At 66.7% G+C, this 18,233-nt stretch carries 20 protein-coding genes, 1 other RNA gene and 1 pseudogene; 9 read left to right on the forward strand and 13 right to left on the reverse strand.

Annotated elements, in window-relative coordinates:
- Nucleotides 1-35: 35 nt before the first annotated feature.
- Nucleotides 36-773, forward strand: a complete 738-nt coding sequence (locus QZ853_RS08530) for an SDR family oxidoreductase (protein ID WP_295571998.1) — start codon at nucleotides 36-38, stop codon at nucleotides 771-773.
- Complete coding sequence (locus tag QZ853_RS08535; protein ID WP_295571999.1) at nucleotides 767-2,188, forward strand: efflux transporter outer membrane subunit; 1,422 nt, start codon at nucleotides 767-769, stop codon at nucleotides 2,186-2,188. Before QZ853_RS08530 ends, QZ853_RS08535 begins: the two co-directional genes overlap by 7 nt.
- Before the next feature lie 41 nt (nucleotides 2,189-2,229).
- On the opposite strand, the gene QZ853_RS08540 is transcribed toward QZ853_RS08535, so the two are convergent.
- A complete protein-coding gene (locus QZ853_RS08540) occupies nucleotides 2,230-2,607 on the reverse strand; it encodes a VOC family protein (RefSeq protein WP_295572001.1) in 378 nt (125 codons plus the stop codon).
- A gap of 140 nt (nucleotides 2,608-2,747) precedes the next feature.
- On the opposite strand from QZ853_RS08540, the gene QZ853_RS08545 reads away from it, so the two are divergent.
- Nucleotides 2,748-3,011, forward strand: a complete 264-nt coding sequence (locus QZ853_RS08545) for a hypothetical protein (RefSeq protein ID WP_295572002.1) — start codon at nucleotides 2,748-2,750, stop codon at nucleotides 3,009-3,011.
- Nucleotides 3,012-3,030: 19 nt separating this feature from the next.
- Here QZ853_RS08545 and QZ853_RS08550 read toward each other — a convergent pair whose 3' ends face one another.
- The 6 genes and pseudogenes from QZ853_RS08550 to QZ853_RS08575 form a co-directional block, all read right to left on the reverse strand.
- Nucleotides 3,031-3,885 (reverse strand): endonuclease/exonuclease/phosphatase family protein, encoded by an 855-nt coding sequence (locus QZ853_RS08550; RefSeq protein WP_295572004.1) that lies wholly within the window; start codon nucleotides 3,883-3,885, stop codon nucleotides 3,031-3,033.
- 137 nt (nucleotides 3,886-4,022) lie between these two features.
- A complete protein-coding gene (locus QZ853_RS08555; RefSeq protein WP_295572005.1) occupies nucleotides 4,023-4,268 on the reverse strand; it encodes a hypothetical protein in 246 nt (81 codons plus the stop codon).
- 25 nt (nucleotides 4,269-4,293) lie between these two features.
- Nucleotides 4,294-4,524, reverse strand: coding sequence for a hypothetical protein (locus QZ853_RS08560; RefSeq protein ID WP_295572007.1), 231 nt, complete (start codon nucleotides 4,522-4,524; stop codon nucleotides 4,294-4,296).
- A gap of 88 nt (nucleotides 4,525-4,612) precedes the next feature.
- Nucleotides 4,613-5,317, reverse strand: a pseudogene (locus QZ853_RS08565) (PA1136 family autoinducer-binding transcriptional regulator).
- A gap of 4 nt (nucleotides 5,318-5,321) precedes the next feature.
- Nucleotides 5,322-6,194 (reverse strand): glyoxalase III HchA, encoded by an 873-nt coding sequence (hchA, locus tag QZ853_RS08570; RefSeq protein ID WP_295572009.1) that lies wholly within the window; start codon nucleotides 6,192-6,194, stop codon nucleotides 5,322-5,324.
- Nucleotides 6,195-6,277: 83 nt separating this feature from the next.
- A complete protein-coding gene (locus QZ853_RS08575) occupies nucleotides 6,278-8,287 on the reverse strand; it encodes an alpha/beta fold hydrolase (RefSeq protein WP_295572011.1) in 2,010 nt (669 codons plus the stop codon).
- A gap of 154 nt (nucleotides 8,288-8,441) precedes the next feature.
- Between QZ853_RS08575 and QZ853_RS08580 the strand changes: the two genes are divergently transcribed.
- Nucleotides 8,442-8,903, forward strand: a complete 462-nt coding sequence (locus QZ853_RS08580) for an isoprenylcysteine carboxylmethyltransferase family protein (protein ID WP_295572013.1) — start codon at nucleotides 8,442-8,444, stop codon at nucleotides 8,901-8,903.
- Between the two features lie 219 nt (nucleotides 8,904-9,122).
- On the opposite strand, the gene QZ853_RS08585 is transcribed toward QZ853_RS08580, so the two are convergent.
- Entirely contained in the window at nucleotides 9,123-10,469 is a 1,347-nt protein-coding gene (locus QZ853_RS08585; RefSeq protein WP_295572014.1) for a hypothetical protein, read from the reverse strand.
- A 206-nt stretch (nucleotides 10,470-10,675) separates the two neighbouring features.
- Nucleotides 10,676-11,068: a transfer-messenger RNA gene (gene ssrA / locus QZ853_RS08590) on the reverse strand.
- A gap of 219 nt (nucleotides 11,069-11,287) precedes the next feature.
- On the opposite strand from ssrA, the gene QZ853_RS08595 reads away from it, so the two are divergent.
- Nucleotides 11,288-11,860, forward strand: coding sequence for a hypothetical protein (locus QZ853_RS08595; protein WP_295572015.1), 573 nt, complete (start codon nucleotides 11,288-11,290; stop codon nucleotides 11,858-11,860).
- 119 nt (nucleotides 11,861-11,979) lie between these two features.
- On the opposite strand, the gene smpB is transcribed toward QZ853_RS08595, so the two are convergent.
- Complete coding sequence (gene smpB / locus QZ853_RS08600) at nucleotides 11,980-12,483, reverse strand: SsrA-binding protein SmpB (RefSeq protein WP_040007975.1); 504 nt, start codon at nucleotides 12,481-12,483, stop codon at nucleotides 11,980-11,982.
- 57 nt (nucleotides 12,484-12,540) lie between these two features.
- Here smpB and QZ853_RS08605 point away from each other — a divergent pair, with 57 nt between their 5' ends.
- Both QZ853_RS08605 and QZ853_RS08610 read left to right on the forward strand, forming a co-directional pair.
- Nucleotides 12,541-12,966 carry a type II toxin-antitoxin system RatA family toxin gene (locus QZ853_RS08605; protein WP_295572016.1) on the forward strand — a complete coding sequence of 142 codons (426 nt, stop codon included), beginning with the start codon at nucleotides 12,541-12,543 and terminating at the stop codon, nucleotides 12,964-12,966.
- 3 nt (nucleotides 12,967-12,969) lie between these two features.
- Nucleotides 12,970-13,227, forward strand: a complete 258-nt coding sequence (locus QZ853_RS08610; protein WP_295572018.1) for an RnfH family protein — start codon at nucleotides 12,970-12,972, stop codon at nucleotides 13,225-13,227.
- 36 nt (nucleotides 13,228-13,263) lie between these two features.
- On the opposite strand, the gene bamE is transcribed toward QZ853_RS08610, so the two are convergent.
- Nucleotides 13,264-13,656, reverse strand: a complete 393-nt coding sequence (gene bamE, locus QZ853_RS08615; RefSeq protein ID WP_049446301.1) for an outer membrane protein assembly factor BamE — start codon at nucleotides 13,654-13,656, stop codon at nucleotides 13,264-13,266.
- 103 nt (nucleotides 13,657-13,759) lie between these two features.
- Here bamE and fur point away from each other — a divergent pair, with 103 nt between their 5' ends.
- Entirely contained in the window at nucleotides 13,760-14,167 is a 408-nt protein-coding gene (gene fur, locus QZ853_RS08620) for a ferric iron uptake transcriptional regulator (RefSeq protein WP_005409235.1), read from the forward strand.
- Between the two features lie 63 nt (nucleotides 14,168-14,230).
- Here the strand turns inward: fur and QZ853_RS08625 are convergent, their stop codons facing one another.
- Nucleotides 14,231-15,478: an SGNH/GDSL hydrolase family protein gene (locus QZ853_RS08625; protein WP_295572020.1), complete on the reverse strand. Its 1,248-nt coding sequence runs from the start codon at nucleotides 15,476-15,478 to the stop codon at nucleotides 14,231-14,233.
- 97 nt (nucleotides 15,479-15,575) lie between these two features.
- On the opposite strand from QZ853_RS08625, the gene QZ853_RS08630 reads away from it, so the two are divergent.
- Nucleotides 15,576-16,493, forward strand: a complete 918-nt coding sequence (locus QZ853_RS08630; protein ID WP_295572022.1) for a LysR family transcriptional regulator — start codon at nucleotides 15,576-15,578, stop codon at nucleotides 16,491-16,493.
- 43 nt (nucleotides 16,494-16,536) lie between these two features.
- Here the strand turns inward: QZ853_RS08630 and recN are convergent, their stop codons facing one another.
- Complete coding sequence (gene recN / locus QZ853_RS08635; RefSeq protein ID WP_295572023.1) at nucleotides 16,537-18,198, reverse strand: DNA repair protein RecN; 1,662 nt, start codon at nucleotides 18,196-18,198, stop codon at nucleotides 16,537-16,539.
- Nucleotides 18,199-18,233: the final 35 nt, after the last annotated feature.

Here is an 18,233-nt window from a genome sequence, read left to right on the forward strand (position 1 = left end):
GGCGGCCACTCTCCCCACAGACAAGGCATGCATCCATGAACACCCATCAGAACAAGATCGCGCTGGTGACCGGCGCCACCCGTGGCATCGGCCTGGAAACCGTCCGCCAGCTGGCAGCGGCCGGCGTGCACACGCTGCTGGCCGGTCGCAGGCGCGATACCGCGGTGGAGCTGGCACTGAAGCTGCAGGCTGAAGGCCTGCCGGTCGAGGCCCTGCAGCTGGACGTGACCGACGCGGCCAGCATCGCCGAAGCGGTCGAGCAGGTGCGCCAGCGCCACGGTCGCCTCGACATCCTGGTCAACAATGCCGGCATCATGATCGAAAACCCGGCGCAGGCGCCGTCGGAACAGTCGCTTGATACCTGGAAGCGCACCTTCGACACCAACGTCTATGCGCTGGTCGCGGTAACCCAGGCCTTCCTGCCGCTGGTCAAGCAGGCCAAGTCCGGCCGCATCGTCAACGTATCGAGCATGCTCGGCTCGCAGACGCTGCACGCCGACCCGGCGTCGGCCATCTACGACTTCAAGATCCCGGCCTACAACGCCTCCAAGGCGGCGGTGAACAGCTGGACCCTGAGCCTGGCCTACGAACTGCGCAACACCCCGATCAAGGTCAACACCGTGCATCCGGGGTACGTGAAGACCGACATGAACGGCGGCAACGGCGAAATCGAAATCAGTGAAGGCGCACGTTCCAGCGTGGAAATGGCGCTGATCGGTGAATCCGGCGCCAGCGGCAGCTTCACCTACCTGGGCGAGGTGCTGCCATGGTGATCCGCACGTTGGCGATGGCCGTCTCCAGCCTGGTGCTGGCGGGCTGTGTCAGCGTCGGCCCGAACTACAAGGCGCCGGTGCAGGAGCCGGTGGTGCTGCAGGGCGCGCAGCAGCCGGTGTTCAGCACCACCTCGCCGGTGGCCAGCTGGTGGGCGCAGTTTGATGACCCGGTGCTGGAAGAGCTGGTGCATGGCGCACTGTCGGATAACCTCGACCTGCGCGTGGCGGTGGCCCGCGTCAGCCAGGCCCGGGCGGTGTTCGTCGAAAGCCGTTTCGACCAGGCCCCGCACATCACCGCAGGCGGCAGCTACGACCGCCGCAAGCAACCCGATCCGCAGCTGGGTGGGCAGCGAGTGTTCAGTGAAAGCTACCAGCTCGGCTTCGACGCCGGCTGGGAGCTGGATCTGTTCGGCCGCAAGCGCCGTGCTGCGGAAGCCGCGCGCGCAGACCTCGACGCCGAGCAGGCCAACCTGGCTGATGCGCAGGTACTGGTCGCCGCCGAAGTGGCACGCAACTACTTCGAACTGCGTGGCACGCAGAAGCGCATCGCTGTGGCCCAGCACACTTTGGCCAACCTGCGCGATACGCAGAAGCTGACCGAGGCGCGCTGGGAGCTGGGCGCGGGTAGCGAGCTGGACGTGCAGAGCAGCCGTGCCCGGCTGAAGGCGATCGAGGCCGATATCCCGCTGCTGGAAGTGGCCGAAACGCAGTCGCGCAATCGCCTGGCAGTGCTGCTGGGCCAGCGTCCGGAAACGCTGACCGCGATGCTGGCACCGCATGAGGTGCCGGCGTTCGCCAAGGCGCTGCCGCTGGGCGACACCCGCGAGCTGCTGCGCCAGCGCGCCGACGTGCGTGTGGCCGAGCGTCGCCTGGCGGCGGCGACGGCGCGCGTGGGCGTGGCCACTGCGGACCTGTTCCCGCGGCTGTCGTTGTCCGGTTTCGTCGGCTTCCTCGGCGGCGACGCCAGTGGCCTGGTCAATGGCAACAACAAGGCCTGGTCGCTGACGCCGTCGCTGAGCTGGGCTGCGTTCGACTTCGGCACCGTGCGTGCGCGCCTGCGTGCCAGCAAGGCGGAAGCTGAGGGTGTGGCTGCGCAGTATGAGCAGGCCGTGCTGTTGGCACTGGAAGACACCGAAAACGCGCTGACCCGCTATTCCAAGCAGCAGGCGCGGCTAGCGATCGTGGTCGAGCAGGCGCAGGCGGCACGACGTGCAGAATCGCTGGCTCAGATCCGCTATCGCGAAGGCTCGGAAGACTTCCTGACCCTGCTGGATGCGCAGCGCACGCAGTTGGCGGCGGACGATGCATTGGCGGCGGCCGAGGCGGAAGTCAACGTCAGCGTGGTTGGTGTGTACAAGGCGCTGGGCGGCTGGGGGCAATCGCCGCAGCAACCCAGCGTGGCGCAGCTGCAGTAGGCATGAGGGGACGGAAGCCGCGGCTTCCGTCTCTTTCTGCTTCAGGGCCAGAGATTGGCCGGTACTGCGCGTTCGCGCATGCGTACGATGCAGAAGCGATGGCCGGTGGGCGCTTCCATCACCCACCAGCGTTTGACGAAGCCGATCCGGCGCGCGCCAAGTTTTTCCAGTCGATCTGCCTCGGCATCGATATCGTCGCTCTCGATGTCCAGGTGCACCCGCGAGGGGTGAGCGACCCGCTGCACCTCCACCTGCAGCCCTCCCGGCGCATTCTGCAGTTCGGCGTACTCGGCGCCATCTTCGCCATACGATGGCTGCGCCTGCAGACCGAGTGCAGCCGCCCAGAAGCGTGCGCCTTCGTCAGCGGGCGTGTCCTGGCAGTCGATGATGAATCCGGCCAGACGACTCTGGTGGGCCATGGCGTCCTCCACACTTTGGAGATAGCGACAGCGTAGCGCAGTGCATGCTGTGGACGCCGTCACAGTTGTGACGTTTATGACTCTGCCGGAAGCGCTGTCCGCCGTGTAACTAGTGGGTCGGGCCCTTGGGAGGAACGGCGATGAGCAGTGAAAAACGGGATACACGACGCATGTTGTTCGGTGATCCGGGGCCACCCGGTGCCGGACTATCGGTGGCGGTCGTGGTGCTGCTGGTGCTGGCGACGATGGCTGCTGCCATCGGCTTCGTGCGCCTGGCGGATCCCCTGGTGGGTCTGGGCCTGATCGGAATCGCCGTGTTCCTCGCGGTCGGTGCCCGCATCTGCCAGGCCCGTGACCAGCACCAGGCGTTGTATCGGCTTTTGTCACGGCAGCCACGGCAGTAGCCGCGGCTGCCGCGCAGGTTCAGGGCGAGGGCCAGTCCAGCTCGACCACCAGCGGGAAGTGGTCCGACGGCAGCACGCCGTTGATGCGGCGGTCGTCGGTGAGGAAACTACGTGCGTGGAAACCACGCACCAGTACCCAGTCCAGCTGTGCGGTGGCCTTGCCGGTGAAATCATGAAAGGTCAGGCGCGGGCCCTGCGGTGCTTTCACCTGCGTGCGGGTGTCCTGCAGCAGGCCAGTGAATGCCTTGTAGGTGTCGCCGCCGGGTTCGCTGTTGAAGTCGCCGGTCAGCACCACCGGCAGCTCGGACGGCAGTGTGGCCAAGCGCTTGCCGATCAGCGCGGCGCCCTTCACCCGGCGCGGTTCGTCTTCGTCGCGGTAGGGCAGGTGGGTATCCATGAAATAGAAGCGGCGGCCATCGTCGAGACGGCGGAACAGCGCCCAGGTGACCATGCGCGGGTACAGGTTGCCCCAGGTGATGCTGCCCGGCACGTCCGGCGTATCGGACAGCCAGAAGTTGCCGGACTGCTCGATGGTCAGGACCTGGGTGTCGTAGAACACTCCCATGTGTTCGTCACCGCTGCCGCCACGGCGGCCTTCGCCGAACCAGCGGTAGCCGGGCAGATGCTGGGCGAGGTACTCGGCCTGTTCCTGCACCAGCTCCTGTGTGCCGATGACTGCCGGATGCGCATCGATAATGACCTTGACCATCGCATCGCGGCGGTCGGGCCAACGTTTGCCCGGTTCAGTATCGGCCGGGGTGCGAACGTTGAACGACATTACTTTCAGTGGCGCCGGTGTGGCGGCCCAGGCAACAGCGGGCAGAGCAAGCGCCAACAGCGCGCACAGCGCGGGGCGACGGAAACGCGACAACATCGTGGAATCCCTCCATTCCATGAAAACGGTTTCAAGGAGCATGCCATGGAAGGCAAGGGCAGCGGTATGCCGGGATGGGCGGCTGGCAGGGGCCGGGCGGGCAGCGAGGGCCCGCCCGGCGGGCGACGGTGGCACGATCAGGGGTCGTAGATCATCCCGTTCTCGTCACGGTTGTAATGCCCGGTGACTTCACGGGTGCCATTGTCGTAGACCACGTACGATGTGCAGCGCTGGTGGAACACGTTGCCAGCGACTCGGAAGGGCACGCATTCTTCCTGCACCTCGACGATTTCGGCGGCTGTCGCGGTGGCGACAGGGGCCAGCATTGCTGCGGCCAGCAGGGCGGCAAACGCACCTGCCGACAGACCTTCATGCAGTCTCATCCTCACGCTCCTTGTTGATGGGGGCCTACTTCAGGTAGGGATTGCCGTACTCGTCGATCCAGTACTCGGCCTCGTGCACGTTGCCCTGCTCGTCGACGTAGGTTTCCGTACAGTGCTGGTGGACGCGGTTGCGGTCCACGTTTACCGGTACGCAGGAGATCGTTGTTCCCGGAACTCCGGCATTGGCATCCGCCGACGGAGCCAGCGTTGCGGTTGCTACCACCAAGGCGGCCATCGCGGCCAGTTGCAGTTTCATCAGCATCTCCCTGCCTTCTGCAATCGCGCACATGCGCAGGGGGATGTGTAGCACGCAGGCCTGCGCGTCGGAAGTGCCGGGCTCGGGATCAGTCCTCGATCTCGCCGCGACGGCTGGCCGCACGGATCGCCTGTGCCGTGGTTGCCACGCCGAGGCGCTGGCGCGCGCGGCGCAGGTGGTTTTCCACGGTTCGTGCCGACAGTCCCAGCGTGGCGGCGATCTCGGCCTGGCGTCGTCCAGCGGCGACCCAGCGCAGCACTTCGCGCTCGCGCGTGCTGAGTGCACCGACTGACAGTTCCGCAGGCGCCTCGGCGAGGTGTCGCGCGGCGCGGAATGCTGCGGTTGCACCAGCGTCCAGCAACAGGCGCGCGCTGGCCGAGGCATCGATCGACGTGCCAGCGAAGCTGACCGCGCCTTCAAGGCCGGTGATGCCGAACACCGGCACCTGCAGCCCATGCAGGCCTTCGCCGCGCGGCTGCTTCACCACCTAGTAGCGTTCACCGCGCACGCTCTGGCGCTTGCTCCAGAAAAACGGCGCGTCGCAGTCCAGCACATGGCGATTGACCGGACAGGCATGCAGGTAGCGGGCGAGGTCGGTGGCGCGGCCGTCACCGAACCAGTCGCCCTCGATCCAGTACACGCGTTGCGCGCCACGCTCCAGGCCGGTGCCGGTGGCGAACACCAGCACACGGTCATAGCCGAGCGGTGCCGCGATGCTGCGCAGGACCGCACCCACCGCACTCAGCGAGCGGGCGCGTTCCAGTTCCAGCAACGCCTGCACCAGCGCAGTCATCCGATCAGCGTCCCGCCAGTGCGTCGAGCAGGGTGCGTGCGGCCAGCTTGCCGAGTGCATTGCCGGCCAGCGGGCTGTCGCCGGTCAGCAGCAGGCGATCCTGCAGCACGCTGCCGTCGATGCCTGCGTTGACGACCTGCACGCCCTGCTGCGCCAGCCGCTCACCGAAGAACCACAGCAGCTGGCCAGGCATGTAGCCGATCTCCGGCGTCTGCCGGTCCAGCGCATCGGGGAAGGCACAGATGCGATAGCCGCGGAACAGCGAGCCGCCATCGGCTTCGTCGACGCCGGCGGCGAGCAGGGCGGCCGGGCCGTGGCAGAGGGTGATGATGTGGCGCTGCTGGGCCATTGCCCACTGCAGAGTGGCCTTCACCGCACGGCTCTGCGGCAGGCCGATCAGCGCGCCGTGGCCGCCTGGGATGAACACGGCCGCGTACTCGGAATCAGCACCCAACGATGCCACCACATCGTCCAGCCGCAGCGGCTGGCGGAAGCGCGACTCGTAACGCTCGTACAGCCCGCCGATCTCCTTGTCCTCGCGCGGGAACGCCCACCACTCGAACTTGGCGGCGTTGCCCGACAGCGTGGCAACGTCGATATCGAAGCCAGCCTTGTCGAGGTGGTACATCGGCAGCAGGGTCTCGACCGGATGGTTGCCGGTGGAGAACAGGTGGCCGCTGGCGGTCGGAAGGTAGCGCTCGTCCGCGGCGATCATCAGTACTTTCCAGCGACCATCGCGGCGCGCGTCGGGATAGTCGGCGCCGGACAGGTCGCTCTTCGCCGACGTGAACTGCGATAGCGAGTAGGGCGACGGAAAGAAGGCGTCGCGCTCGGCCGGGTCAGGGCTGGGCTGGTGGCTGGGTTCGGGCGTGTTCATGCGGACCTCCTGCGGGGATGTGCGGCCAGCATAGGAGGGCCGGTGCGCACGCGCGATGAGGGATTTCCCTCAGTTGCCGGCCACTACTTCATCGCCGCGTCATGCTGCTGCATGTCTTCGTGAAGGATCCGCCGCAGCTCGACGATGGCCGGCGTGGCTTCCTGCACGCTGTGGCCGGACACGATCACCTTCTCCGAATCGGCATGCGGCAGGTGCGAACTCCAGTACGGCACCAGCCCGTCATCGGTCCTGTCCAGCGGGCCATCGGCCTTGGCGCGGGCAATGATCGAGTGGTAATGCACCTTCGGCGACATCGGCAGGTTGGCCACCGCGCGGACGAAGGGATCATCCTTGTCCAGGTTCTGGATGCTGTTCATCGGGTAGCCGTGCTTGCCATCGCTGCGATCGATCTGGCCATCATTGGCCAGCGTGGTCACGTCCTCCAGTACGGTCAGCGGCAGCCGTACCAGGCGCCCGATCCAGCGCCCGAGCCGGGTGCCGGCCACCTCGGTGCCGCGGTGCGGCGTGGCGATGAACACCACCCGCGTCACTTCCGGTTCGGGCAGGAAGGTCAGCACCGGTGCGCCCTTGGTGCGCAGCAGTTCGCGCTGTGCCAGCGTCATCTGCGCGGTCGCCAGCAGGGTATCGACCAGGTGGTCGCCGGAAGACGATACCATCAACCGCGCGATCACTCCGCCCATGCTGTGCCCGACCAGCACCATGTCATGCGACGCCTGTGACTTGCCGCTGGGGTCGAAGTGCTTGAGCACCTCGGCCAGCGTGCGGCGCATCGCATCGTGGCTCATCGCGATGGGCATGTTGGTCGGGTAGTAGAACTGCCAGATCTGGAAATGTTCGCGGATCTCGTCGTCGCGCATCAGTTCGTTGGCGACGTTGACCCAGGCTTCCGGGCTGCTGGCCAGTCCATGGATCATCAGCAGCACGCGTCGGTTCGGGTCGTAGGGCTGCATCATGTACAGATGCGGCGTGTCGATGCCGCCCTTGCCGCCGAACAGCGAACGCAGCGACTGGTGGCTGAAGTTGGAACGGGCCAGCCACAGCGCATAGCCGGCGGTGAAGTTGGCCGCCAGCGGCACCTGCTGGCCGTGCAGGGTGACTTCGGTGACCTGGTAGGGATCGTGGATCTCCAGTTCGGGCTCGTCGTCGTGCAGCACTTCCCACAGGTTCTTGCCCGAGAAGCGCAGCAGCACCGTCATCGACGGCGAGGGCATCTCGCTCCAGCTCTGCGTAGTTGCAACGGGGGTGTCCGAGGCGGGCGTGGCTGCCGCTGTCGTGGCGGCCGGGTCGTTCATCACCGCGACCAGCTCGGCACCGAAACCGTCGCGGCGATGCACGCTGCGCAGCGTGCCGGTGAACGACAGCGAGGCCGCCGGCACCAGCTCGCTGGGGGTGCGCGTATCCAGTTGCGAGTCTTCACCGGACGGTGCCAGCACGAAGGTCCAGCGGCCCAGCTGGAAGCGGTTGGCCTGGCTTTGCACGCGGCCGGTGGCGTAGGCGTTGTACAGCTGCACCGAGGCTTCCTGCACGGCCAGGTTGTAGTAGTCGCGCACCTGCGTCTGTCGGTCTTCGAAGCCGCGCTGGTTGGCGGTGCGCTCGGTAAAGAACAGATAGGCGTAGGCCTGCCGCGCGACCTGCATCCACGCGTCCAGGCGCGGCTGGAAGTCGACATCCAGTTCGGTGATGGCGGTCTTGGCGCGGCCCGAGGTGGAATACTCGCGCTTCGGCGCGGGCAGGGTCATCGCGTACTGCAGCCACAGCTCGGCCAGGCTTGAACGCTTGTCCTCTTCGCGCACCACGATGCTGGCTTCCATCGCTTCGATGCAGGGCAGACCGGGCTTGGCACAGGCCGCCTCATCGAGCCCGGCCACGCGCAGAGTCTCGGTGGTCGCCGCGCTGAGCTTGCCGGAGGTGAGGATATCGCCGCGCTTGAGCGCGATGTACTGGCCGGGCGTGACCGAAGCGACCTGCACCGACGGCCCGAACTGGCGCAGCGTCGCGCAGCCGCCCAGGCCGAGCAGCACGATGATGATGAGGGTCGTGCGGCCGATGAAGCCCAAGCCCGTGGTAGCCATTCGATCCTCCTGCGCGGTGGCGCCACTCTAGCGGTCGGCCTGTCAAATCGGAAGATACCGGGCAGTCGGTTTGCACGCGGGTCGTGCCGCCTGCCTGGCGATTCAGGCATTTCCGTGTGATTCTGGAGTGAAAAGGTCCGATGCAGGAGCACCGATGGCGTGGCTTGAAACGCGGATTCCGCCGCCGCTGGTGATGCTGCTGTGTGGGGTAACCGGTTACGCGGGTAGCCGCCTGTTGCCGTGCGCGTTGCTGCCGCTACCGTGCCCCGTCGTGCTGGCGAGCGCAGTGATGGCGATTGGCGTGGCGTTGAACCTTCTGCCGAAGCTGGCCTTCCAGCGTGCGCGCACCACGGTCAATCCGCTGCGCCCATCGGCGTCGAGCGCGCTGGTCACCCACGGGGTATACCGCCACACGCGCAACCCGATGTATCTTGGGCAGGCGATTGTTCTGGCGGGCGCCATGTTGTACCTGCAGAATCCGGTCGCGCTGCTGGCCGTGCCGATGTTCGTGCTGTACATCACCCGCTGGCAGATCGTGCCGGAAGAACGCGCACTTTTGGCGCGTTTTCCCGAGGCCTACGTGCTGTTCTGCCAGCGCGTGCGGCGCTGGGTGTAGCGTAGGCCAGGCGGTTGCCGCGTGATCTGGCACTTCGCCGCAGCGGAACAACATTCGTAATCGTCGCCTGCGATCGCGTGCGGGGTATGGCCCGCAGCACGGTGCGGTGCGGGTAGTCTTCTGATGCGACAGTGCGCGATGATTTTCCGCAAACGGCAGGTTACCCAGAGGACGGGTGACCGGGCTGACCCGGCCACCGGCCCCACCCGGCGTCAGGTGTCAGTCGAACCAGACAAGGGGCATGTCGGCGTTGAGCGACATGTGGCGGAAATCTCCCAGAACCTGCGCGACCGCTTGTACGGTGTGGCAGCCCGTTGCCAGCGCGGACGATCCCGCACTCAGATAGCTGGCTGAAATGGTCCGGGTGCTCACGGCGTCCGGCTGCGATCCCAACTGCTGGGTGCCGAGGCTGCCCACCTGCTGGCCATCGATCTTCAGGAACAGGAACACGCTGCCACCACCGTCGTTCGGGTCACCCTGCACGCGGGACTTCGTCGAGAACAGCACCACCCCGTTGTGCCCCTGCGGGATGCAGACCTGGCCCTCACCAATGACCACCTGTGAGCCCACCGGAGGGCAGCCGGGCGCGAATCCATTGGTCCCAACGCAGACATAGGCGAAGCGGCGGTAAGGGCCCGCCGCGGCGTAGTTGAATCCTGGGTTCAGCCCCTTGCCGACCACGCCAAAGCCGTTGGACAGGGTGACCAGCCGCGAATTTGCACCGAACTTGTACTTCACGTTGTTGGTGTTGGCGTCCTGCGGCTGGTAGTACGGCGATTCAGAGGCGACGAAGCTGACGCTGCTGTAAGCCGGCGGATTGACGAACAGGCCCTGCGAATAGAAGGGGGCCTGCGTTTCTGCGCCACTGAAGATGTCATTGATCGACCAGGTCATCGATTCGATGCCCGGCTCCTGCTCGTTCAGGAAAATACCCAGCATGCCGTCGCCGTAGTTTCCCCAGGCGAACGCGCGGCCCGATGCCATGGCCACGATGGGGCCGCCGGGATTGCCTGCCTGGGCGGTCATCAGCAGCTTGCGGTCCTTGGTCTGCAGTGCCATCCCTTCCGGGCTGCCTACGGTACTGAAGTCAAGCTGCGCGCTGTCGCCCGGGAGACGGCTGTTGGTAACCGACCCCGCCGAGGTGATGAGTACGGAGAGGTTGCTTGCCGAACCGAAGTTGACCGCCGAGCCGATGGCTTGTCCGGCCAGCGTTACCGTATGTCGTCCGGCCGGCAGGTACTTGGCGCCGATGGCATTGAACGAGTGCTGCTGGGCGGACGTCGACTGCCGCCAGTCGATATAGCTGTCGTTGGAGACGATTTCGCCGTTGATGGTGATGTAAGCGTTGGCAGCAGAACTCCCACCCGGGAAATAACGCCCGTCCGACTGTACATACACCCAGCCAGGCGCACTCAATTCGATCTGACTTGAAAGCAGCGTGCTAGTGCCGGGTTGTACCCGTTGATCAGCGGCAAGCTGCAGATAACGCGAGCCTGGCGTGGCAGCGGAGGCCTGCCCCAATGCCAACGCTGCGGCCAGGCCCACGTACAGGGTGATGTGCTTCATCTGATGTCCTTTCAGGTGTTGGGTCACGTCGTGTGACGGAAGGACTCTATTGGATATGGGTCTCAGAATCTGTGACTGCCTGCCATGCACATGGCATTGGCAGGGACATCGGGACAAGGCAGGTGAGGGCATCGTCGCAAAACAAAAAAGCCGGACCCCAATCGACGGGCTGTCCGGCTTTTCGTGGCCCCGAGAGGCCATACAGATGGTGGAGGTGGGCGGAATTGAACCGCCGTCCGAAGGCACTCCATCCCCAGCACTACATGCTTAGCTCACCGTTGGATCTCGTCCCCGAACAGCACGGTGCGCAAAGCGCATCCGGGAACCAGCCTGTTGTGTTCTAGTGCCGGACTGACAGGCAGCCGCCCAGCGCGATTCCATGATAGTGACTCTACGCTGCGAGCATGGACACAAGCAGTTTCGAGGCTCCGCCTAAGTCGGCAGAAGGTCACGCACCGCAGTTTTTAGGCTGCGAGAGCGACCGGAGCGTAGTTGTCGTCGTTGGCAACTAGAGTTTTGCAGCTGGATTTACGAGGAAAGCTACCCCCTCGGCATGCGCCAGGCGACTTCACAACCCCCGTCGAAACCAATGCACCCCCGGTTTCTACAGTGCTGCAAGGTACAGGGCCGATTCCGTGTCGCCACGGGCAGGGCCTGCCCAACGCTGGCAATGCTACGGCAAAACAGCTGAACAGTCACCTTGGCAATCGTCAGCAAGATGTAGTGCCACCGGCATAGCGGATTGGTAACTTCATTGGCACGAATTTGCGACACACTGGCGGCGACCATCCGGGCCAGGACAGATACGGAGTTTGTAGGTGACCGATGCAAGCCAACAACGCAGCCTGCGGCAGCTGATCGGTCCGGTCGGCGCCGACTACCAGCGCCGTGCGTTGCCGCCGGGCTGGGTCTGGGCGGTGCTGGCGGTGCTGCTCGCGGCCACCTGGCTCACCGAGCTGCCGGCCACCGCCGCCGCGGCGCTGGTGGCCAGTGCGGTGGTGGTCCACTGGCCGCAGCGTGGGCGTATCCACTGGCTGGGCTGGCGACTGCCGGCCCTGGGGGTAGTGGCGGCCCTGCTGTGGGGGCCGGAGGTGTTGTCGCAGTGGTTCGAGCACGGCCTGGCCGTGGTCCTGATGTCGCTGGCCAGCCTCAGCATCGGTGTGCATGTCTGGCAGTCACGGCAGATGGCCCGCCAGCTGCAGGGCGCGGCCGATGCGCTGGACGATACCCAGCTGCTGGCGCTGCTGCCGGACGACGCCGCCGAGCTGGCCCGGCGATGGCGGGCGGGGGATGACCGCTGCGCGCGCGAACTGGCTGTGGTCATGCACCTGGCGGTGATGCATGCAGCGCTGGCGCCGCGGATGCGCAAGCTGGGTGTGCTGGCCGGCTGACCCAGCTTGTAGAGCCGTGCCTGCGCTCGGCGGCGTTCCTGCCGAAGCCGAGCATGGCTCGGCCCTTCAGAAGCCCAGGATGGTCGAGCATGGCTCGACGCTACAGATACGCGGTTGGCTTACGCGTCGCGGTTGCCGCGACGCATCACGCGCTGCTTCTCGATTGCCCAGTCGCGGTCCTTGGCGGCATCGCGCTTGTCGTGGGTCTGCTTGCCCTTGGCCAGCGCGACTTCGAGCTTGATCTTGTTCTTGCTCCAGTACATCGCGGTGGGCACGATCGTGTAGCCATCGCGCTCGACCTTGCCGACCAGCTTGTCGATCTCGCTCCGGTGCAGCAGCAGCTTGCGCTCGCGCCGGTCGTTGGCCACCACATGGGTCGACGCCTGGATCAACGGCGTGATCTGCGCGCCGATCAGGAAGATCTCGCCATCCTTCACATAGGCGTAGGCGTCAACGATGTTGCCGCGGCCGGCGCGGATCGACTTGACCTCCCAGCCCTGCAACGCCAGGCCAGCCTCGAAGCGATCTTCGATGTGGTACTCGTGGCGGGCACGCTTGTTCAACGCGATGGTTTTGTTGGCCGTCGCGCTCTTTGCTTTATCCTTGCCGCTGTTCTTGCTCATTTCCGTATTGTCTCCGATTCGGGCCCGCCCGGTCGATTGCCGAAACGTCCTGTATTCATGCCTACTATCCGCCGCAGCGCCCTGGTCGAACATTCGGCCGCGCGCATGTTCGACCTGGTCAACGATGTCCAGGCCTATCCGCAGCGCTTCCGCTGGTGCTCGGCTGCCCAGATCCTGGAGCAGGGCGAGGACCGCCTGGTGGCGCGCCTGGATCTGGGCCTGGGTTCGTTCAGCACCTGGTTCCAGACCGAGAACACCCTGCAGCGGCCACACAGCATCGACATGCAGCTGCGTGATGGCCCCTTCAAGCAGCTGCACGGCCGCTGGGAATTCCATGCGCTGGCCGAAGATGCCTGCAAGGTCACGCTGACCCTGGAATTTGAACCCAGCTCGCGCCTGCTGGGCCCGGCCCTGGCGATCGGCTTCCAGGGGCTGGCCGATCGGATGGTCAATGATTTCGTTCGCGTCGCCGACGAGGCCTGAGCGATGATCGAGGTAGAGGTAGTGCTGGCCTGGCCGCAACGTGTGCTGTCACGCCGGCTGCGGCTGGAAGACGGCGCGACCGTGGCCGATGCCATTGCCGCCGCCGCGCTGGAGGGCAGTGACGGCTGTCCGGCCGTGGCCGTGCATGGCGTGCTGGCGCGCCCGCAGCAGGCCCTGCTGGAGGGCGACCGCATCGAGCTGCTGCGCCCGCTGCTGGCTGACCCCAAGGACAACCGCCGGCGACGCGCGCTCGGCGGTTGACACCCGCGACCCGTCCGTCGGGATGGGCAGGGGGGCTCAGCGGCCCTTCTTCTTCTTGTCCTTCGGCAGATTGCGGCCGAACTGGCGCACGGTCTGCTGGGCCAGGGCCTTGTCATTGCCCGGGAAGTAGTCGCCTTCCCAGCGGGTCACGTTGTCGTTCTCGAAGAACACGACGAAGTTCTTCACTTCGGTACGGCCCAGGCGGTTCACGCGCTGGCTGGAGGTGTAATCCCAGCGCTGGGCGTGGAACGGGTCGGGAATGGACGGGGTGCCCAGCAGCGCGGTGACCTGCTGCTTGCTCTGCCCGACCTGCAGCTTGGCCACGGCATCTTCCCGGATCAGGTTGCCCTGATAGATGGGTTGCTTGTAGATGATGCCGCACCCGGTGGTGGACAGGGCGACGGCGGCGACCAACAGGAGATTGCGCATCGGGACTGGCGGTTGGGGAAATCAAACCGATGATACACTCCCGGCGTGCCACCGCGACCCAATCCGAGGCAGCTGGCGCTAAATCGCCAATGAACGGAGACCTATGGAAACCCACGACCTGCGTAAAGTCGGCCTGAAGGTGACCCATCCGCGGATGCGGATCCTGGCGCTGCTCGAGCAGCGCAATGCCCAGCACCACATGACCGCCGAAGACATCTACCGCCAGCTGCTGGAGCACGGCGACGAGATCGGCCTGGCGACGGTGTACCGGGTGCTGACCCAGTTCGAGGCCGCCGGCCTCGTGCTCAAGCACAATTTCGAAGGCGGCCAGGCCGTCTACGAGCTGGACCGCGGCGGCCACCACGACCACATGGTCGATGTCGACAGCGGCAAGATCATCGAGTTCGAAAGCCACGAGATCGAGGAGCTGCAGCGCAAGATCGCGGCAGATCACGGCTACGAGCTGGAAGAACACTCGCTGGTGCTGTACGTGCGCAAGAAGCGCAAGTAAGCCGTTCCGGGCAGCCGGACGCGACAGATCCCCGGGCTTGCCCGGGGTTTTTCGTTGATGGGGTCAGAGCCCTTTCCCTTCAGAAGAGGGCTTGCTACCCAGCAGGATCTCCAGATCCACCGCCTCGGCCATCGCGCGGTTGCCCGCATCGCCCGGGTGCAGGTGGTCGCCGGAGTCATAAGGGACGGCCATCCGTGACGGATCGGCGGGGTCCCGCAGGGCCGCGTCCAGGTCGATCACCGCATCGAACGGTCCGTCGGTGCGCAGCCAGGCATTGAGCCGCTGGCGCAGCGCGTCCTTGTCGGGCTGGTAATAGTCGTCCAGCGGCGTGCCGGGCAGGGCGCCGGCAAACGGTGTCAGCGTGGCCCCCAGGATGCGCACGCCCCGGCGGTGGGCCTCTCCGGCCAGCGCACGGTAGCCCGCCTGCAGTTCTGCGAGCGAGGGACGGCGCTGGTCACGGGCGAAGGCGGTGCCGGGCCAGCTGATGTCGTTGATGCCGATCAGCACGATCACGCTGGCCAGGCCAGGCTGATCCAGCACATCGCGCTGGAAGCGGGCCAGCGCGGCTTCGCCCATGCCGTCGTGCAGCAGCCGGCCGCCGGAGATGCCGGCGTTGACCACGGCCACCCCCTGTGGGGCCAGGCGTGCGGCCAGAAGATCGGTCCAGCGCTGGTCACCATCGAGGCTGGCGGTCGCGCCGTCGGTGATCGAATCGCCGATCACCACGACGCTGCGAGCACTGGGGGCGGCCTCGACCTCAATGCCGGCCAGGAACAGGCGGGCAGTGGTGCTGCTGGCGCCGCTCAGTGCCTGGGCTTGGCTCTGGTCGCCGGGCGCAATCCAACTGGTCTGCCGACCCTCCCAATGGAACGTCTGCACCGGCGCCGGCCCGGGCACGAAGACACTGATCTGCAGCGCCTGCCGGTCATCCGTGGCCAGTGGCAGCGGATCGCTCAGCCGTTCCTGTCCGGGGCCGATCAGCACGCCGGGCTGGTCGTCAAAACGGAGCGCCTGCGGCGTTGCGCCGGCGTGCGCGGCCACGCTGGCAGCGCCGATCCGCAGCGGCTGCGTGCCATACGCATTGCTCAGCCGGATGCGCAGGCGCGGGCCGCCCAGGCTGATGCGCGCGGTCTGGCGGAAGGTCTGGCCGTGCAGTGAGGCCGGGACCAGGGTCGGAAACAGGAAATCCGTGCCCCAGACGGGTTGCGGACTGGCCTGCCAACTGGCCACCCAGTGTGGTGGAGGGGCGGCGCTGGCGACGCCGGACAGGGTGATCAGTGCGGTGGCTGCGAGCTGGAGGAGGCGGTCCATCGGGCGGTTCCGGAGTGGGGAGCCGCCATGGTGATTCCGCCCTCATCTGTGAACTAGACTGCGCACGGATAATCATCTGTGAACTGGATTCATCGCCATGGCGCGCTCCGACATCAACCGATCCGGCGAACTGGAAGTGTTCGTGCGGGTGATCGAGACCGGCGGCTTTTCCGCGGCCGCCCGCACGCTGGACATGACCCCGTCGGCGGTCAGCAAGCTGGTGGCGCGGCTGGAGCAGCGGCTGGGTACGCGCCTGCTGCAGCGGTCGACCCGGCAACTGCAGTTGACCCCGGAAGGCTGCGCGTTCTACGAGCGCGGCCTGCGCGTGCTGGCCGATCTGGACGAGGCCGAACGCTGTGCCAGCGCCCATGCCGAGCCGCGCGGGCGGCTGCGGGTCAATTCCAATGTGCCGTTCGGCCAGCATTTCCTGCTGCCGCTGCTGCCGGCGTTCCTGGAGCGCAACCCGCAGGTAGGCGTGGACCTGACCCTCAATGACGAGGTGATCGACCTGCTGGAACAGCGCACCGACGTGGCGGTACGGGCTGGGCCGCTGAAGAGCTCCAGCCTGGTTGCGCGGCGGCTGGGCGCGACGCGGATGATGATCGTGGCCGCACCGTCGTATGCGCAGCGCCACGGCTTGCCAGCCACCGTTGATGCACTGCAGGCGCACAACCGGCTGGATATCGGCCATGCGCGGGCAATGCAGGGCTGGCCACTGCTGCACGACGGTCGCGAGCGCATGCTGCTTCCCAGCGGCAATGCCCGCGCCAGCAATGGTGATGCGCTGCGCCAGCTGGTGCTGGGGGGGCTGGGGCTGGCACGGCTGGCGGCGTTCCAGGTGCAGGCCGATATCATCGCCGGGCGCCTGCTGCCGGTGTTGGAGGAGGCCAACCCCGGCGACCTCGAAGAGGTGCACGCGGTGTTCCTGGGGCAGGGCGGCTATCTGCCCCTGCGGGTGCGCGCGTTCCTCGATTTCCTGGTGGAGCACGTGAATCTGGCCAAGCCCCTGGCGTGATCCGGCACTGCCGTGCGGAAGCCGGGCATGGGCGCGGCCGGCGTTACACCTGCAGCAGCTTGCGTGCAGCGGCGCGGGCTTCCTTGCTGACTTCCACGCCGCCCAGCATGCGCGCCAGCTCTTCCTCGCGCGCCTTGCTGTCCAGCTTTTCCACCGCGCTCTGGGTCATGCCTTCCACCGGCGCCTTGCTGACCCGGTAATGCGCATGGCCCTTGGAGGCGACCTGCGGCAGGTGGGTCACGCACAGCACCTGCCGCTTCTCGCCGAGCGCTCGCAGCTTCTGGCCGACGATGTCCGCCACCGCGCCACCGATGCCGGAGTCGACTTCATCGAACACCATGGTCGGCACTGCATCCAGGTCCAGCGCGGCCACTTCGATAGCCAGCGAGATGCGCGACAGTTCACCGCCCGAGGCGACCTTGCGCAGGGCGCGCGGCGGCTGCCCGGCGTTGGCCGCGACCAGGAACTCCACGCGTTCGGCACCCTGCGGGTCGGGCTTGCCGGTGTCCTGCGGTTCCAGTTCGATCAGGAACTGGCCGCCGCCCATACCCAGCTCGGCGATGATGCCGGTGGTGGTGGCCGACAGCTCGGCGGCGGCGGTGCGGCGGCTGGCGGTCAGCAGCTCGGCCTGCACGCGCCACGCGGCCGCGGCCTTGTCGATCTCGCCGGCCAGTCGCTGCAGGCGCTCGTCGGCGCCGCGCAGCAGTTCCACTTCCGCATGCATGCGCTCGCGCTGTGCGCCGAGTTCGTCCATCGGCACGCGGTGCTTGCGCGCCAGGTCGTGCAGCCGGCCGAGCCGGCGCTCGTTCTCTTCGAACTGCTCCGGGTCGGCGTCGAGGTCGTCGTGCACCCGGTCCAGCAACGACAGGGCTTCGTGCAGCTGGATCGAGGCGTTCTCGATCAGGCCGTCCACCTCGCCCAGGCGCGGGTCGTGTTCGATCAGGCGCGACAGCTCGTGTCGCACCTGCTGCAGCAGGTCCAGCGCGGAACTGCCGTCGTCACCGTTGAGCTGGTTGCTGGCTGCCTGGCAGGCGCTCAGCAGGGCGCTGGCATGGGCCTGGCGGCGATGGCTGGCGCCCAGCGCGACAATCGACTCCGGTTGCAGGTCCTCGCGGTCCAGTTCGCGCAGCTGGTGCTCCAGGAAGCCGATCCGGTCACTGACGTCGCCCTGTTGCGACAGTGCCAGCGATTCGTCGACCAGCGCCTGCCAGGCCGCTGCCGCGCGGCGCACCTGGCGGCGCTCAGCCTCGTTTCCGGCATAGGCGTCGAGCAGGGCCAGCTGCGACGGACGGGTCAGCAGCGCCTGCTGCTCATGCTGGCCATGGATTTCGACCAGCAACCCGGCCAGGTCGGCCAGCTGTGCCAGGGTGACCGGGCGGCCGTTGATCCACGACCTTGAGCCGCCGTCGGCGCGGATCACCCGGCGCAGCTGGCACTGTTCCTCATCGTCCAGCTCGTTGTCGGCCAGCCACTGGCGCGCGGCCTGCAGCTGGTCCAGCGCGAACTCGGCCGACAGTTCGGCGCGGGCGGCGCCGTGGCGGACCACGCCGCTGTCGGCGCGCAGGCCGGACAGGAAGCCCAGCGCGTCGACCATCAGCGACTTGCCGGCGCCGGTCTCGCCTGAAACCACGGTCATGCCTGGCCCGAACTCCAGTTCGGTGGCGCGGACGACGGCGAAATCCTTGATCGAAAGATGTCTGAGCATGGGTAAGGGGGTATCAGCAGCCGCGCAACGCTAGC

It is taken from the genome of uncultured Stenotrophomonas sp. (genome assembly GCF_913778665.1).
Classification (GTDB): domain Bacteria; phylum Pseudomonadota; class Gammaproteobacteria; order Xanthomonadales; family Xanthomonadaceae; genus Stenotrophomonas.

Coding starts and splice junctions, on each gene's coding strand:
- QZ853_RS08625 (WP_295572020.1), bottom strand. CDS start 15,478: ATGGACCGCCTCCTCCAGCTCGCAGCCACCGCACTGATCACCCTGTCC.
- QZ853_RS08530 (WP_295571998.1), top strand. CDS start 36: ATGAACACCCATCAGAACAAGATCGCGCTGGTGACCGGCGCCACCCGT.
- QZ853_RS08555 (WP_295572005.1), bottom strand. CDS start 4,268: ATGAGACTGCATGAAGGTCTGTCGGCAGGTGCGTTTGCCGCCCTGCTG.
- QZ853_RS08550 (WP_295572004.1), bottom strand. CDS start 3,885: ATGTTGTCGCGTTTCCGTCGCCCCGCGCTGTGCGCGCTGTTGGCGCTT.
- QZ853_RS08575 (WP_295572011.1), bottom strand. CDS start 8,287: ATGGCTACCACGGGCTTGGGCTTCATCGGCCGCACGACCCTCATCATC.
- recN (WP_295572023.1), bottom strand. CDS start 18,198: ATGCTCAGACATCTTTCGATCAAGGATTTCGCCGTCGTCCGCGCCACC.
- QZ853_RS08540 (WP_295572001.1), bottom strand. CDS start 2,607: ATGGCCCACCAGAGTCGTCTGGCCGGATTCATCATCGACTGCCAGGAC.
- QZ853_RS08580 (WP_295572013.1), top strand. CDS start 8,442: ATGGCGTGGCTTGAAACGCGGATTCCGCCGCCGCTGGTGATGCTGCTG.
- QZ853_RS08630 (WP_295572022.1), top strand. CDS start 15,576: ATGGCGCGCTCCGACATCAACCGATCCGGCGAACTGGAAGTGTTCGTG.
- QZ853_RS08605 (WP_295572016.1), top strand. CDS start 12,541: ATGCCTACTATCCGCCGCAGCGCCCTGGTCGAACATTCGGCCGCGCGC.
- bamE (WP_049446301.1), bottom strand. CDS start 13,656: ATGCGCAATCTCCTGTTGGTCGCCGCCGTCGCCCTGTCCACCACCGGG.
- smpB (WP_040007975.1), bottom strand. CDS start 12,483: ATGAGCAAGAACAGCGGCAAGGATAAAGCAAAGAGCGCGACGGCCAAC.
- QZ853_RS08610 (WP_295572018.1), top strand. CDS start 12,970: ATGATCGAGGTAGAGGTAGTGCTGGCCTGGCCGCAACGTGTGCTGTCA.
- hchA (WP_295572009.1), bottom strand. CDS start 6,194: ATGAACACGCCCGAACCCAGCCACCAGCCCAGCCCTGACCCGGCCGAG.
- QZ853_RS08560 (WP_295572007.1), bottom strand. CDS start 4,524: ATGAAACTGCAACTGGCCGCGATGGCCGCCTTGGTGGTAGCAACCGCA.
- QZ853_RS08545 (WP_295572002.1), top strand. CDS start 2,748: ATGAGCAGTGAAAAACGGGATACACGACGCATGTTGTTCGGTGATCCG.
- fur (WP_005409235.1), top strand. CDS start 13,760: ATGGAAACCCACGACCTGCGTAAAGTCGGCCTGAAGGTGACCCATCCG.
- QZ853_RS08585 (WP_295572014.1), bottom strand. CDS start 10,469: ATGAAGCACATCACCCTGTACGTGGGCCTGGCCGCAGCGTTGGCATTG.
- QZ853_RS08535 (WP_295571999.1), top strand. CDS start 767: ATGGTGATCCGCACGTTGGCGATGGCCGTCTCCAGCCTGGTGCTGGCG.